Here is a 14,934-nt window from a genome sequence, read left to right on the forward strand (position 1 = left end):
CGCGCACTCAGGTCGCCAGCGGCTGACGCCGGAGGCCGTCGTCGCGCATCGTGGCCTGCATCGTCGATTGCCATCTGGTGCCCTGCCCCGGATGGGGAAACCTCGACATCCTCTCCTACTATTGGACAATAGTAAGAGAGGCATCCGGAGATCGCGGCGCGGCGAGCCGAAGAGCGGTGACAAGAGCTGCCTGTCTCGGAACGGTCCGGGCGCGCGCGTCGCCGCCTCGATGGGGACCGCAGCGAGGCCAACCGCATCGCGGCGGAGACGCCACGGCCGGTCACAGACAGTCACCTTCGACCGGCCGCTTGATCCGCTTTTAGGACTAGATGGTGTGAACACTAATGGGATAGTCTCACTGTCGGTCACCGCCGAAAGCGCGCAATGGCGCCTGCGGTGCCACCGCGTAATCGCCGAAAGGCGAGCCGGGGACCCGAGCCCCTGGGGTGAATCCGCGCCAGCGGTAGGGGCTACTTCCGCTCCGAACCCGACAGCTAACCCGGTCCGCGGACGATGGAAGGAAACACTGTGACGGCACCCCTACGCCGCTGGTTGACACCTGTGGTGGCCGTACTCGCTGCCCTGACGGTCCATCTCGGACCGGCGCCAGCGATCGCCGCCCCCTCCACGCCCACCCCTTCAGGACACGAGGAGGACAACGAACCTCAGTTGCTCAGCGACGTCGTCAAGGCGCGCAACCGCGACTACAGCAAGGCCAAGGCCAATCTCGCGAAATCACAAGAACGCCAGTTGGAACTCGCGATGGAGGCAAACCGGGCGCAGGGCGAGTTGGATGCTCTGGCGCCCCAGGTCAGCCAGATCGCCGCACGGTCCTACCGAACTGGCCGTATCGGTGCGGTCGCGATGCTGCTGGACAGCAACAGCCCCGACTCATTCGTCCGGCGAGCCGCGGCTCTCGATGAGCTCAACATGACTAACGCAGCGAGATTGGCCGAGGTGAAAGCGGCTAGGAACCGGGCAGAGCAGGCAAAATTGGCACTCGACGTTGAAGTGCGCAAGCAGCAGAAGCTTGCGAACGACATGGCGCGGCAGAAACGCGAGGCGGAGAAGGCACTCTCGCTCGTCGGAGGTCAGGGCTTCACCGCAGGTCTGGTGTCCGCGACGTCGCCCGTGGCCCGCATCGCCCCCGGTCGTACGTCCGACGGGGACTGGCGACCCGAGTCGTGCACGGAGAACGACCCCACCACCTCCGGCTGCATCACCCCCCGAACACTGCACATGTACAAGGAGGTCAAGCGGGCCGGCTTCAACCGGTTCGTCGGCTGCTACCGCCCGGGCGGCCCCTGGGAGCATCCCAAAGGCCTAGCCTGCGACTGGTCGCTGCAGAAGAGCGGCTTCCGCCCCTGGTACAACAACGACACACGAATGTACGGCAACAATCTCGCCGCGTTCCTCCTGCGCAACGCCGACCGGCTCGGCATCTACTACGTCATCTGGAACCGCCAAATCTGGTTCCCGGCCACCGGTTGGAAGTCCTACAGCGGACCCTCCAACCACACCGACCACGTCCACGTGTCACTGCTATAGCAGCCTCGCCTGACTCCCCCCGCCAAACGGGGATCTCGTCAGTCTGGTGATGGCCTCCCGTGTTGCGCCGGGGCAGCATGCTGCGCACCTGCTTGTTGCCCCGGCAGGCGACGGTCAGCGTTTCGGGCGGAGGGCATCAACGCGGGCGACAGATTGGTCGATGTGCGTCTCGGTGAGCTGTCCGCGTCGAACAAGAGCAACCACAGTGTCGAGCGTCTTGTCGAAAACGTCTGGCTCGTACACCTGCTGGTTGGCGAAGACCAGCAGGTCGACACCCGCCTGCAGCGCCAGGTGGGCCGCCTCCGCGGACCCGTAGCGGCGGGTGATGGCAACAGCCTGCATGTCGTCGCTGACCACTGGCCCCTGCCAACCGAGTTCACCGCGGAGCAGATCCGTCACGATTGGGCGCGACAGCGACGCCGGCCGGTCCGGGTCCAACCGGGTGTTGAGCACGTGGGCGGCCATCACACAGTCCGCCAGCCCGGACCGGATGAGTCGTCGGAACGGCTCCAGCTCGACGGGCTGCCAGGTGGAGCTGACATCGACGACCTCAAAGTCGGTGTTACCGGCGGCGCTGCCCGATCCTGGGAAGTGCTTGAGCGTGGTCTTCACACCGGCGGCCCGATGAACCTGGATCTCCTCGGTGGCGTTGCTGACGACGACGTCGGGATCGGCGGAGAAACTACGGCCGAGTTTTCCAATCGCCCGGCTCTCCGGGTTGACGTTCAAATCCACGACCGGCGCGTAGTTGAGGTTGACCCCGATCTGCGTCAGGCTGGCGACCAGGCCGCGCGCCCATTCGCGTGTCGCCGTCGCCGAGTTCTCGGCGCCGATCTCCGCCTGTGACTTGGTCGCGGCAAAGCCGTTAGCCGGGTTCAGCCGGCTGGTCCGCCCCCCTTCCTGATCGATCGACACGATGAGCCGGCCCGGCGACGCGTCCTTCAGATCCTTGATGAGCGCGGTCACCTGCTGTGGTGACCGAATGTTGCGCTCAGAATCGGTTTCCAGGTCCCGATCGAACAGGATCACTCCGCCGAGTCCGGCCCTGATCGCCCTGACGATCCAGTCGTCACGATTCACCCGGTCACCGCGAAAGCCCACCACGAGCAGGCTGGCGATCTTCCGGCGGAGCGCTGCCTCATCCACCTGCCCGGCGGTAGGTCGAGCAGTTCGGGTGGACGGCGACCGTGTCGGAGCCGTGGCTTGGCTGGCCTGGCAGGCGGTCAGTGCGGCCACGGCGGCCGAGCCGGCTCCCGTGAGCAGCAACCGGCGAGGCAGACGCACCTTGTTCACGTTCGCACAGTATGGCCCCCCAGGTCTCGACGCTGAGAAAACGCAATGGAGTCACTCGTCCGATGCTCTAGAGCATCCTTCGGGGAGCCCATGCAACGCCGCGAGGTCGCCTCCGCTCCCGGTTGGATCAGGCGCAGTACCTTCAGACCAGCAGGCGTTAATGCTCGGGCAGCGTCGGCAGGGGTTCAGGTCCTACCTTCGGCCAGGCCAGAAGTCAGATCGAGTAGAAGCAGCCGAAATACAGGTCAAGGACGGCGGCCACCCATGTACGGCATGGTGTCCATGCGCGCCATCTTCACCGGTACCCCCGCCCTCGATGCATGAACGATCAGCCCGTTGCCGACGTACATGCCCACGTGATGGAGGTCGCTGTAGAAGAAGACCAGGTCACCAGGTCGCAGGTCAGCGCGGGCTATCGAAGTTCCCTCACGCCACTGCGCCCCGGTGAAATGGGTAAGTGACACCCCGGCCGCCTTCCACGCGTACTGCGTCAGGCCAGAGCAGTCGAAGCTCGACGGCCCGCCAGCGCCCCAGACGTAGGGCTTGCCAATCTGTGCGCAGGCGGTTCGCACAGCGGTGCCGGCTGCTCCGCCGATGTTGACAGCGGGACACGCGCCGATTCGCAGTGACCCACCAGAGCTGCCGCCACCGGCTGCTGCTCGCGGCCGTAGGCCCTCCAACCGATCCACCTCGGCCTGAATGACCTTCCTGCGCTGCACCAGCTCGGCGTCCAGACGCTTCTGCTTGACGACGAGCGCCTCAACCTGGGCGCGTTGGGCGACGAGGTCATCGCGCAGCTTCACGACGTCGGCGATCTTCGCCGCATCGGACCGCGCCACATAGTTGAGCAGCGCCAGCCGGTCGGTCGCCATCTCCGGGGACTTGCTTGCCAAAACAGCGTTGACCGCCGAGGCCCGAGGAATCCTGTACTGCCGTGCTGCCATGTCACCGATCTGTCCCAGCGACATCTCCACGCGCAGCTGCACCGGTTCCAGGCGTTCGCGGAGCTCCTTCGATTTCCTCTGATTCGCGAGGAGCTCGCTGTGCACCTTGTTGTACTGCTCAATGACGGGTTCGAGCTTCTCCCACGCCTGGTCCAACTGCTTCTCGACCTCGGCAGGAGAAGGAACCGCGAGCGCGGGGGACGCGAAGGGCGTAAACACCCCGAGCGCCACAACCACTGCGACAGCCGCGAGGCCGTTACGCATTCTGCGTCCACGTCGCAACAACACGTTCCTGGTACCCCTCACTGAAACAGCCGAGCCAGCATCACATGGCGTGACGGCAGGTCGGTGGACAGCGATGGACGGTACCCTGATCTACGCACGCCGTCTACTACGTCGGTGTAGTAATCGGCTCTGGCGTCATGTCAGCAGGAGAATGCCGTAGCAGCTACGGGCGCTTTCGGCATCTCGCCTACCCGGCGACGAGCCAGCCGCAACCGCGGCTACCCAACGCCGACAGGTCGGGCCCGAGGTCCCATCCGCGGGGCCCACTGCGCGGCGTAGCCACATCCAGTTCCGTCGGCTGGCCCCACCAGCTTGACGCGCCACCGGCGCACCCTCTGCATCGCACCAAGGCCGGCGCGGCCTCGTTAGCGACCCGCCGCAAAGGTCGCGGGGACCTCCCGTGCCTCTACCTCGGGGTCACGCCCCACCCGCTACCCCGGTAACCGCCGAGAAGCGGGAAGGGACCGTCGCAGCCGCGCGACGGCCTCTGTGGGGCGCCACCCCGCCAGCACATCCCTGCCCGCGGACACGAGCGCCACACTAGGCAGCGTGGCACGCGCTCGGAGGCCCCTGGTGCCCATGCACCATCCCGCGACGCGATGACCAAGGCTGCGCTGAGGCTGCCACATCGCTACGCCCCGTGCCTGCCCCTCCCACATCGGCATGGGTCCAGTTCGAGGATCGCGTTTAGGTCATCGATGCAACACCGACCGACGCCAGGCTGGCGGCAGTGCTGGCGTGGATGACTACCCGCACCCTCGCTGCGGCCAGTTCCGAGCACGTGGCTGCTGCGGACGGGCCAGACGTCGCAGAGCCCGAAGGGCTGGTCCGCCTGGGCGGACCAGCCCTTCGGCGAGCACTCGTAGCTCAGCCGCCGGCCACAGACGGGGCCCGGCGATCCGCTCGCAATCGTGCCCGGGTGCGCGGGACTAGGTCCGTGGCCCAGCCCGGCTGGCACCGGCAGGGCGCTGCCTTGACAAACTCGGCCCAACTGAATTCAACGCGGTCCGCCCGTTGCCCGGTTCCGGCTTCACCTCACTTCCGGTGAACGTTTGCCAGCACCCCGATCGTGGGATGAGGTAGGTCGCCGCCGGGTCACTCTGATTACTAACGCAGGCAGCCCACTCAAGCAAGGACGCCTACCCACCGTCATGCCCTGCTGGGGAACGTAATCAGGTGTTCGCTCGGGAATCCCGGAACATGCTTGCACTCGCGTTCGGGGCTTCCCCTGCGAGATCCCACGTGCGCCACGACGACCGCGGTCAACGCGCGGCGTGCTGCCGGCAAAAGGCGGCGCCAGCCGTGAGCCAGGCACGGCGGGACGTGACGGTCCTGTTGCGACGCCGGATCGCCATCCAAGGTGCCTGGGCCAAGGGGTCAAGGGTGGTGATCTCTCCTGTGATCGAACTACTATCGCCGACTAGTAGGTGCGTGACAGGGTTGGTCACCCCCGTACCGACGCTGTTGCGCACCCTTCACGCCGGCGCGGTCCACTGACATTCGGCATGAGGAGCGAGATGGCGAAGAGGCACAAGGCCCGGCCGACGAGGCGACCGGGGCCAAGCCTGGCAGTCCTTCGCCCCATCCTCTGGTCGGCGCTGCTCATTGCAGTGGCCACCGCGGTGATCACGGTGCCGGCGTACGCGGATCCGGCATTGCCCAACGCCATTCCTGACACGGGCGCCAGGCCGGTTCCCTCCAGCCCCGTCCAACTACCCGGCGGCGCCGCCATACCTCCCACCCTCGGAGTGACAACACCGACTGGCTTGGGACCGTTCGCTGCCCAGATCGTTGCCAAGGAGACCGAGGTAGCCACCCTCGGCGAGCAGCTTCTGACGCTCCAACAGGAGCAGACGCGGACCGAGATCGCGACGCAGGAAATTGAGCGGCAGTTACAGATCACGCGGGCCGCGCTTGTGAAGGCACAGCAGAACCTCGGCCCGGCCGCCGTTGAGGCGATGAAGCGGGGCGCGGAATTGCCGCCGGGCGAGGTCGGCTCCCATCTGCAGGATCTCGGCGCCCTCCTGCGCCTTCGGAAGGGCCAGCAGCGCGCCGGCGACTCCCAAGGAAGCGCCCGTGCCCTGCTGCGCGCGCAAGCGGCGGAGCAGCAGGTAATTGCCGCGCGCACTGCCGCGTTGACCGCCGCTCGGGCCGCGCGCACGACCTACGTGACGGCAGAGGCGACCTTCAAGAAGCGGGAAGCCGAGCTGCTGGACCTTAAGCGGCGCAATACCGGCAAGATCGAGATGCTCGAGCGACAGCGTGACGCCGCCGAGCGGCAGTTGCGTCCGAACACCAGTGACGGTGAGAGCGTCGCTGGGATGGTCGCGAACCCTCGCGCTCTCGCGGCGGTCCGGTTCGCTCGGACTCAACTCGGCAAGCCCTACGAGTGGGGCGCTGAGGGACCCAATCGCTACGACTGCTCCGGGCTCATCTGGGCCGCGTACCGATCCCGTGGCGCCGACTATGACCAGTTGCCGCGGGTGTCGCGGGATCAGTACAACGCCACTCGTGGTCGCACCGTTGACCGTTCCATGCTGCTCCCCGGCGACCTGGTCTTCTTCGCCTCGGGCTCCAGCTGGACCACAATCCACCACATGGGCATGTACATCGGCGACGGCAAAATGGTCCAGGCTCCTACCACCGGCGATGTCGTCAAAATTTCCTCCGTCTGGTGGTCGCGCTTCTACGCCGCGACGAGGGTGATCCCGGCGGTCCCCGCGCCTACCCCGTCGCCTTCGGCGCCGCCGCCCGCGGCGACGCCCAGGCCCACTGCGTCGCCCAGGCCCACTCCCACGCCTACTCAACCCAGCCCCACCCCTACCGTGCTCGAGCCGACCCCGACCGCACCCAGCCCTACCCGCTCACTGACGCCCTCTCCGTCGACTAGCAGTTCAACCCCCACCCCTACCTCCACCCCGACCCCGAGTGCGTCAACGACAGGGCCCTAGACCTCGTCAACGGAAGTCTCGGTGCGAGTGGCCCTAGACCTCGTCAACGGAAGTCTCGGTGCGAGTGGTGTTCAGAGAGCTGCGGCTACCGGACCGGGCTGCCAAAATATGGTCGATGACCCGACTCGGCCGCCGCTAGCGACGTCGAGGCGCCTGTCGCGCAGCCGAACGCGGCCGATTGGCCGATGTGGCGCAGCGGCCGAGCGTCGGGAGCTTCGCCTTCAGCAACCTGGGTCGCCGTCGAAGCCTCAGCCGCTGAGGAGCCCGCCGGCAGGGTGGGTGCTGTCTCCGCCATGCGAGGAGTTGGGCTCTGGCGGGAGTTCCTCTGCGGGGTGTGGCCGGCGGTGATGCGGTCAGACGCTGGGACTGGCAATCCTTTGACCAGGTACTCGTCAGGCGCCAGCCTTCGAATAGGCGGCCAGGATCGTCTGGGAGATGAATCGGGCGGCGTCTGTGCTTTCCAGTCGCCCCTTGGCTACGTCGATGGCCGCGCCATGGATGACGTGGTGCAGGACGCTGGTCAGCCAATTGGCTGGGAGATCGGCTCGAAAGGCCCCATCTGCCTGTCCGCGGCGAATCAGGTCATCAACGCGCTGGGCGGGTCCGGCGTGGAGTTCTTGCACCCGTCCGGGCGCCAACGTCGCCTGCGCCGCCTCGAGAACAGCGGTCGCCTGGGCGACCAGCAGCCAGCTGGATTTGATCAGGGCGTCTAGGGCCTCACGGGGGTCGCCGGTCAGGTCGAGCGCCTGCAGGACATGTTCCCCGTCGGCTATAGCCCGGGTTAGCGCGGCGTCGACCAGGGCCTGTCGGGAAGGGAAGTGCCCGTAGAGCGTCACTCGGCCTACCCCTGCCGTCTTCGCGATCTCGCTCACGCTCGCGTCCGCGTTGCGGCTCAGGCAGGCCACCGCCGCGTCCAGGATCTTCGTGACGTTCTGCTGAGCGTCGGCTCGGAGGGTCGGCTTTGCCGGGGGGTGAGACATGCAACTCCCTCAACTCGAACAGCACTGTTCGGGTTATGGTATCTCCTCGAAACTCGAACACACCTGTTCGACTTACTGAAGGAGGCCAGCCGTCATGGCCCAACCCCTGACCGTCACCACCGCACCCCCGCATCCCCATCCGCAGCGCTGGAAAATCCTCGGACTCGTCGGGGTCGCGCAGCTGATGCTCATCCTGGACGTCACTGTTGTCGCGATCGCCCTGCCGCACATGGGCGCGGATCTTGGCCTGGAGCGGGAGGCCCTCACCTGGGTGGTCAGCGGCTACACCCTCGCCTTCGGTGGCCTGTTGCTGCTCGGCGGGCGCGCCGCCGACCTGTTCGGCGCCCGCCGCCTGGTCCTCGCCGGGCTCCTGCTCTTTACAGCCGCGTCGCTCGCCGCCGGGCTCGCGACCAACGGTCCTATGCTGCTGGGCGGTCGCGTCGCACAAGGCTTGGCCGCGGCGATCCTCTCCCCCGCGGCGCTGTCCCTGGTTGTCACCATCTTCGACGGCGAGGAGCGCAACAAGGCCCTCGGAATCTGGTCGGCGCTGGGCGGCGGCGGCGCGGCTCTCGGGGTTCTCCTCGGCGGCCTGCTGACCGCCGGGCCCGGCTGGCCCTGGGTGTTCTTCATCAATGTCCCCTTGGGACTTGTCCTCCTGCTCACCCTCCGGATTCAGCTTCCGCCGCAGCCTCAGCCGATCGGAGACGGTCGGCTCGATGTGCCGGGCGCGGTGCTGGTAACAGCCGCCACCGGGTCCTTGATCTACGCCCTGATCCAGGCCGGAGACCGAGGCTGGGGCACGCCGGTCACCCTGATTCTGCTGTGCACGGCAGTGGCTCTCTACGCAGCGTTCGTCGCCCGCCAGCGCCTCGCCGCCAGCCCACTGATGGATGTACGACTTCTGCTACGTCGACCGGTCGCAGCCGGAACGCTGCTGATGCTGGTCGCGACCGCTCTGATGATCAGCGTTTTCTTCCTGGGAACGTTCTACCTCCAAGACCACCGGGGATACGGCCCGTTACGCACCGGGTTGCTCTTCCTCCCTGTGGCGCTCGCGACCATGCTCGGGGCGAACACCGCAGGTCGCATCATCGGTCGTGCGGGTGCTCGGGCCCTCGCGGTGCTAGGACTTGTCGTGGCGGCGGCCGGCATGGCCATCCCCGCTTTCTGGGAGGGGACGTTGACCATGGTGGTAGGTGTCAGCATCGCTTCCGCCGGCACCGGCGCGGTCTTCGTCGTCGCCTCCGCTACCGCACTCGGTCAGGTTCAACCGCACGAAGCCGGTCTCGCATCCGGAATCGTCAGCACCTTCCACGAATTCGGAGCTTCACTCGGCGCGGCTGTCGTATCCAGCATCGCCGCGGCAAGCATCGCCGGCACCAACACGGCCGGCTTCGCACGCGGCTTCACCACCGGTGCCGTCATCGCCGTCACTGCGGCGATCCTTGCCTTGATCCTCACTCCGAAAACCCGCTCCAGCCAGTGAGCCCCGCGGTGATCCCCGGCGGGCGTTGGTCCCCGCCGAGGATCACCGCTCACAGCACCTCAGTCGCTCAAGCAGGGCGTATGGGCCCGACTGGGGCGCCAGCAAGGCGGGCAGCAGCGTGCCACCCTCCTGAAAGCAATGCTGTCGGTTCCACCGGACGCTGACTCGCGTCGACCTTGAGTGTCGGTGATGAACGCAGCAGATGGAACGCCACCAGGTTGGCGATCAGGCCCGTGACTGCCACCGCCCGCATCGGCCCGGAGAGGACCTCCGGCGGCTCGGCGAAGCGGCGGTCTGCCTCGACGAGGACGTAGATGGCAACCCCGAACAGCAGCACCGCGGTGGCCAGGGCGGCGAGGACCTGCGTGCGGTACAGGCCGAAGGTGCGCTGCCCTTGGCCGGAGGCGCGGCTCGCTGCGGTGGTTCGCGGCCAGGAGGTGATTGGAATTCGCATTGCTCGTCAAAGGTGTTTTCTGCGATGACTCCGGCTCGGCGGCGTGTCGGCATCACCAAAGGGCTGCATCCGCCTACGCCGGTGCTGGCGCGCTCAACGACGCGTAGTTCAACATCGCCCAGTACAACATCCGCGTCTGGCGGGAGCCTGGTCACCTGCCAAGAGGTTGGCCACACCTTCGGGACTCGACCACCAGGACGAGAACCTCGACGAGGCCGGCATCGGCACCTGCATGGTCTACACCGACGACCCGAGCAGCAACCAGCACCCGCATCATCACGACTACGACCAACTGGTGCCGTCCTACTGCGTGTCGATTCCACCACCATCGTCCGCTCCGCCCTGCGCGTCCGACGTGGGCGTTGTTGGCCTATCCACCACCCTCTTCTACTATGCCCGGGTAGTGGAAGCGTCGTCAGCTGCGAGATGAGGCCGACGCCGACGCGCCGCTCGTGGTGCCGTAGGAGGTCAAACACGAGCCAGGGGTAATTGTTCATCGGGGCGCACATCGACATGTGCGCACGGGTGTTACTCCCCTAGATGCGCGAGAGCTCTAGGTTTCACCAATACCATCGGGAGAACGCCATGGGCTCCGACCACACCCGTCCCGCACCGTCCGCCACGCCAGGAGTCAGGCGGATCCTCGTCGCGACGGTGGTGCCACTTTTCGTGATCACGGTGGTCGCCGCGTTGGTCCTCTGGCCACGGCAGGGCCGTGAGTCGACGGATGGGCCGGCGCTGCCCCGCTACCACGGCACAGTGACCCGGGTGGTGACCGAGCCGTGCCCGCCGACACCGGAGGCGCCGGACGGGGACCCAGGTGGGTCCGTCGGCCTGTGCGGAACGGTGACCGTCGCCGCCGAGCAGGGTCCGGACGCCGGCCGACAGGTCGAGACGCCGGTGCCCTCCGGCCCTGGCGCGCCCCGGGTTGAGGTCGGCGACAAGGTGGTCCTGGTCGAGCTGACCGACCCGGCCGACCCGGCGGTGAAGAGTTACAACATTGCCGAGCACCAGCGCGGCACGCCGCTGGTCTGGCTGGCGGTGCTGTTCGCCGTTGCGATCGTGGCGTTCGGCCGGTGGCGCGGGCTTGCCGCGCTGGCGGGGTTGGTGGGGAGCTTCGCCATCCTGCTCGGCTTCGTGCTGCCAGGGATCGGCGCCGGCCAGCCGCCGCTACTGGTGGCGATCGTCGGCGCTGCGCTAATCATGTTCGTGGTGCTCTACCTGACCCACGGGATCACCGCGCAGACCTCGGTGGCCGTGCTCGGCACGCTCGGCAGTTTGGTGCTGACCGGGGTGCTCGGCACGGTGGCGACGGCCGCCACCCACCTGACCGGCTTCGGCAGCGAGGACGCCACCACCCTGTCGATGTTCCAGGGTGACGTGGACCTGCACGGGCTGCTGCTCGCCGGCATCATCATCGGCTCGCTAGGCGTGCTGGACGACGTCACGGTTACCCAGGCGGCCACGGTCACCGAGCTGGCGCATGCCAATCCCGCGCTGTCCCGGCGGCAGCTCTACCGGGCCGCCACCCGGGTAGGTCGGGCGCACATCGCGTCCACGGTCAACACCATCGTGCTGGCGTACGCGGGTGCCTCCCTGCCGCTGCTGCTCCTGCTCGTCGCCGACTCCCGACCAGTCAGTCAGATCCTCACCAGCGAGTTCCTTGCCCAGGAGATCGTCCGCAGCGCGGTGGCCACGCTCGGCCTGATCGCCGCCGTACCGCTGACGACCGGACTGGCCGCGCTAGTCACGACCGCCGGGCGGGCGGCATCCAACACCACGATGGCCGTCATCGAAATGCCGGCATCCCTGACTACAGCCGGTTCAGCTGGCCGCCGGCCGATCACCGAGCGAAACATGGCCCTAGAGGCGCTGAGCACCGGGCGCGCTGGCGATCGAGTATCGGATCGGGCGGCAGGAACCAGCTGGGAGAACCTCGACCACAGCCCCGACCCTGAATGGTGACACGGGTTGGGACGTTCGGGTGAGCAGCCAGAGGCTGTCGCGGCGGCGTCCAGCAAGAGTCTGGGTGAGATTTAGAAGGATCTGCGAGCGGCGAGGTGCCGCTGGTTCAGCCTTTGGCAAGCCGGTTAGCGCGCCGGTCATGGGAGGCGGGCCTCGCCGCCCGGCCCGGTGACGCCTCTGAGGATGTGATCTCCGCCGAACTGCTATTGCAGTACGTTGGCAAGTGCAGTGCTGCCGCAATACGGTGCACGCATGACACTCACGCGATCGCGCCTGGCTGCGTCCGCGCTTTTGATCATTGTGGCGACGGCTGGGTTGAGCGGGTGCGGTACCACCGACACGGCGGCCAGCGAGGGCAAGCTTCAGGTGGTGACGACGGTCGCGCCGATCACCTCGATCACGGCGAGCATCGCCGGCGACCGGGCCACGGTCAAAGGGCTGGTGCCGGAGGGCACCAACTCGCACACGTTCGACCCGCCGCCGAGCGCCGCGAAGTTCCTCAGCACGGCGGACGTGGTGTTCGTCAACGGCCTGAAGCTGGAAGAGCCGACCAAGGAACTCGCTGCGGCGAACATGCGCAAGGACGCGACTCTGGTCGAGATCGGCAGCTCTGTCCTGCCAGAGGGTGACTATATCTACGACTTCTCCTTTCCGGAGGAGGAGGGCAAACCGAATCCGCATCTGTGGACCGACCCGACCTACGCCGTCAAGTACGCGGCGGTCATCCGCGACGCCTTGGTCAAGGCCGACTCGACCAACGCCGACTACTACCGGGCCAACTACGCCAGTTTTCATGTGCAGGCGAAGGCCCTCGACGCGGCGTTGCGCTCCGACCAGGCCACCATCCCCGGCGATCGGCGTGAGCTGCTCACCTATCACGACGCATACGCCTACTTCGCCAAGACCTACGGCTGGAAGGTCATCGGCGCGATCCAGCCAGAGAACTTCGACGACCCCACGCCGAAGGAGGTTGCGGCGTTGATTGACCAGATCAAGGCTGAGCGGGTGCCGGCCATCTTCGGGTCCGAGGTATTTCCGTCGAAGGCGCTCGCAGAGATCGGGCGGGCCACCGGCGCCCGGTACGAGGACACCCTGCGCGACGACGACCTTCCTGGCGAGCCCGGTGAGGCGGAGCACTCCTGGATGGGCCTGATGCGCTACGACTACGTCACCATGATCAAGGCACTGGGAGGGACCGCCTCCGCACTGGAGGCGTTGGTGACCGCCCCGAAGGTTTCCGACACGGCGAGCTATCCGCAGTGAACGACACCAGCGGCACAAGTGAACGGCTTATCCGGCTGTCCGGCGTCACATTCGGATATGACGCCACCCCCGTCCTGAGCGACGTCGACCTGACGGTTCGGGCCAGTGACCTCATCGGTGTGGTCGGGCCGTCTGGCGCGGGCAAGACCACCCTGCTGCGGCTGCTACTCGGCACTGTGCGCCCCCACGCCGGCACCATCACCCGCCATCAGGGGCTCACCGTTGGCTACGTGCCGCAACTGGAAACGGTCAACTGGAACTTCCCTGTCACTGTGACGGAGTGCGTCCTCATGGCCCGTCGGCGCGGTTGGCCCTGGGCGAGCCGCGGCGAACGTGCCGACATCATGCAGACGTTGGAACGGCTCGGCATCGCCCACCTCGCCGATCGGCACATCCGGGAACTTTCCGGCGGGCAGCAGCAGCGAATGTTCATCGCTCGGGCGCTGCTGCGCCGCCCGCAGCTGCTTGTCATGGACGAGCCCACCTCCGGCCTGGACGTCACCAGCCGCCACGACATGCTGCATCTGCTCGCCGATCTGAACGCGGAGGGCACGGCGATCCTGATCACGACCCACGATCTCAACGGCGTCGCGGCCCACCTACCGCAGCTGGTCGCTGTACGTCACCGCGTGATCGCCGCAGGCAGTCCGGCCCGTGTGATCTGCCCACCCGTCCTTGAGGAAACGTTCGGTGCCCCCATGCAGGTTCTGCAGCACCTAGGCATGCCCGTCGTGCTCGACCCCTTCACCGCCACCGACAGCCGGCGGGCCGCGGCGTGATGGCAACCCTGCTCGACCCGTTCCATTACGCCTTCTTCGTCAAGGGGGTTATCGTCGCCACCCTCGCCGGTGGGCTCTGCGGGCTGATCGGCGTGTACATCACGTTGCGTGGGATGAGCTACATCGGCCACGGCCTGTCCCATGCCATCTTTGGCGGATTCGCGGCGAGTTCCATCATCACCGTCAACTACTACCTCGGTGCCGGGATCTGGGGCTTGGCCTCGGCGCTGGCCATCAACGCCGTCACGCGGCGGCGACGCATCGGCGTCGACGCCGCTATCGGCGTCGTCACTACTGCGTCCTTCGCTCTCGGTGTCGCGCTGCTGACCGTCTTCGGCACCAAGGGCCCGAGCTTCGACGCCGCCCTGTTCGGCAGCATCATCGGAGTCTCCAGCGCTGATGTCTGGATCCTCACCGGTATCACCGCCTTCACCGGCGTCGCCGTTCTCATCAACTACCGGGCGCTGCTGTTTGCCACCTTCGATCCCGAGGTCGCCGACGTCAGCGGCGTCCGGGTCGCGCGGGTGGACGCACTGCTCATGTTGGTGCTGTCTCTGGCCATCCTGGCGACCCTGACCGTCATTGGTGTCACCCTCGTCGCCGCGACGCTGATCATTCCCGCCGTGGTGGCGCGGATGCTCACCAACCGCTTCGCCCACATGCTGGCCTGGTCCACCGGCATCGGCGCCGTCTGCGGGTTCATCGGCATGAACCTCAGCTACCACTTGGACGTGCCCTCTGGGACCACGATCGTGCTCACCGGCACCGTGGCGTTCATCGCGGTGCTCGCCAGTACCGGGGGGCGTCGCCTCTCCCGCGCCGCTCGTCGAGAGGTGCCGGCCCAGCCCGTCCGCTCGTGACCTTGGCCGTCGGCGCCGACCAGCAGCGCCCCTTCTGAAACATGATCGGGCGATACCAGTGGTCCAGGCGCCGGCGGCTCCCAGGGTGTGCAACGCGTCAGCTGGTGCTTGCCAATAGGTCGCGGC

The 14,934-nt window shown here is 67.0% G+C and carries 11 protein-coding genes, 1 pseudogene and 1 riboswitch; of the genes and pseudogenes, 8 read left to right on the plus strand and 4 right to left on the minus strand.

Translation table 11 applies throughout. The features are described from left to right. Positions 1-393: 393 nt before the first annotated feature. A riboswitch (cyclic di-AMP (ydaO/yuaA leader) is annotated at positions 394-524 on the plus strand. A 4-nt stretch (positions 525-528) separates the two neighbouring features. Further along, positions 529-1,548 (plus strand): coiled-coil domain-containing protein, encoded by a 1,020-nt coding sequence (locus MED01_RS33070; protein WP_238672379.1) that lies wholly within the window; start codon positions 529-531, stop codon positions 1,546-1,548. Between the two features lie 114 nt (positions 1,549-1,662). On the opposite strand, the gene MED01_RS33075 is transcribed toward MED01_RS33070, so the two are convergent. Next, on the minus strand, positions 1,663-2,694 hold the full coding sequence (locus MED01_RS33075) for a glycoside hydrolase family 3 N-terminal domain-containing protein (protein ID WP_238672380.1): 1,032 nt from the start codon (positions 2,692-2,694) through the stop codon (positions 1,663-1,665). A gap of 392 nt (positions 2,695-3,086) precedes the next feature. Next, on the minus strand, positions 3,087-4,049 hold the full coding sequence (locus MED01_RS33080; protein ID WP_238672381.1) for a C40 family peptidase: 963 nt from the start codon (positions 4,047-4,049) through the stop codon (positions 3,087-3,089). A 1,787-nt stretch (positions 4,050-5,836) separates the two neighbouring features. Between MED01_RS33080 and MED01_RS33085 the strand changes: the two genes are divergently transcribed. Then, entirely contained in the window at positions 5,837-7,021 is a 1,185-nt protein-coding gene (locus MED01_RS33085) for a C40 family peptidase (RefSeq protein ID WP_238672382.1), read from the plus strand. Positions 7,022-7,413: 392 nt separating this feature from the next. Here the strand turns inward: MED01_RS33085 and MED01_RS33090 are convergent, their stop codons facing one another. Further along, the gene (locus MED01_RS33090; protein WP_238672383.1) at positions 7,414-8,001 is read right to left on the minus strand and encodes a TetR/AcrR family transcriptional regulator; all 588 of its coding nucleotides are present in this window, start codon (positions 7,999-8,001) and stop codon (positions 7,414-7,416) included. 94 nt (positions 8,002-8,095) lie between these two features. On the opposite strand from MED01_RS33090, the gene MED01_RS33095 reads away from it, so the two are divergent. Further along, positions 8,096-9,487, plus strand: a complete 1,392-nt coding sequence (locus tag MED01_RS33095) for an MFS transporter (protein ID WP_238672384.1) — start codon at positions 8,096-8,098, stop codon at positions 9,485-9,487. A gap of 67 nt (positions 9,488-9,554) precedes the next feature. On the opposite strand, the pseudogene MED01_RS35950 reads toward MED01_RS33095, so the two are convergent. Then, a pseudogene (locus MED01_RS35950) lies at positions 9,555-9,908 on the minus strand (cation efflux transmembrane domain-containing protein); the annotation flags it as partial. A 199-nt stretch (positions 9,909-10,107) separates the two neighbouring features. Here MED01_RS35950 and MED01_RS33105 point away from each other — a divergent pair. The 5 genes from MED01_RS33105 to MED01_RS33125 all read left to right on the plus strand — a co-directional run bounded on the left by MED01_RS33105 (position 10,108) and on the right by MED01_RS33125 (position 14,808). Then, positions 10,108-10,371, plus strand: coding sequence for a hypothetical protein (locus tag MED01_RS33105; RefSeq protein WP_238672385.1), 264 nt, complete (start codon positions 10,108-10,110; stop codon positions 10,369-10,371). Between the two features lie 155 nt (positions 10,372-10,526). Then, complete coding sequence (locus MED01_RS33110) at positions 10,527-11,906, plus strand: YibE/F family protein (RefSeq protein ID WP_238672386.1); 1,380 nt, start codon at positions 10,527-10,529, stop codon at positions 11,904-11,906. Positions 11,907-12,134: 228 nt separating this feature from the next. Beyond that, positions 12,135-13,169: a metal ABC transporter substrate-binding protein gene (locus tag MED01_RS33115; RefSeq protein ID WP_238672387.1), complete on the plus strand. Its 1,035-nt coding sequence runs from the start codon at positions 12,135-12,137 to the stop codon at positions 13,167-13,169. Continuing rightward, positions 13,166-13,948: a metal ABC transporter ATP-binding protein gene (locus MED01_RS33120; RefSeq protein WP_238672388.1), complete on the plus strand. Its 783-nt coding sequence runs from the start codon at positions 13,166-13,168 to the stop codon at positions 13,946-13,948. The genes MED01_RS33115 and MED01_RS33120 overlap by 4 nt, the downstream gene beginning before the upstream one ends. Then, positions 13,948-14,808: a metal ABC transporter permease gene (locus tag MED01_RS33125; RefSeq protein WP_238672389.1), complete on the plus strand. Its 861-nt coding sequence runs from the start codon at positions 13,948-13,950 to the stop codon at positions 14,806-14,808. Before MED01_RS33120 ends, MED01_RS33125 begins: the two co-directional genes overlap by 1 nt. Positions 14,809-14,934 lie beyond the last annotated feature (126 nt).

Source organism: Micromonospora alfalfae, assembly GCF_022230925.1.
In the GTDB taxonomy this organism is placed as follows: Bacteria; Actinomycetota; Actinomycetes; order Mycobacteriales; family Micromonosporaceae; genus Micromonospora; species Micromonospora alfalfae.

Bases quoted from the DNA above. Each gene is read 5' to 3' on its own strand.
- MED01_RS33080 (WP_238672381.1), bottom strand. From the start codon at position 4,049: ATGCGTAACGGCCTCGCGGCTGTCGCAGTGGTTGTGGCGCTCGGGGTG.
- MED01_RS33090 (WP_238672383.1), bottom strand. From the start codon at position 8,001: ATGTCTCACCCCCCGGCAAAGCCGACCCTCCGAGCCGACGCTCAGCAG.
- MED01_RS33095 (WP_238672384.1), top strand. From the start codon at position 8,096: ATGGCCCAACCCCTGACCGTCACCACCGCACCCCCGCATCCCCATCCG.
- MED01_RS33110 (WP_238672386.1), top strand. From the start codon at position 10,527: ATGGGCTCCGACCACACCCGTCCCGCACCGTCCGCCACGCCAGGAGTC.
- MED01_RS33125 (WP_238672389.1), top strand. From the start codon at position 13,948: ATGGCAACCCTGCTCGACCCGTTCCATTACGCCTTCTTCGTCAAGGGG.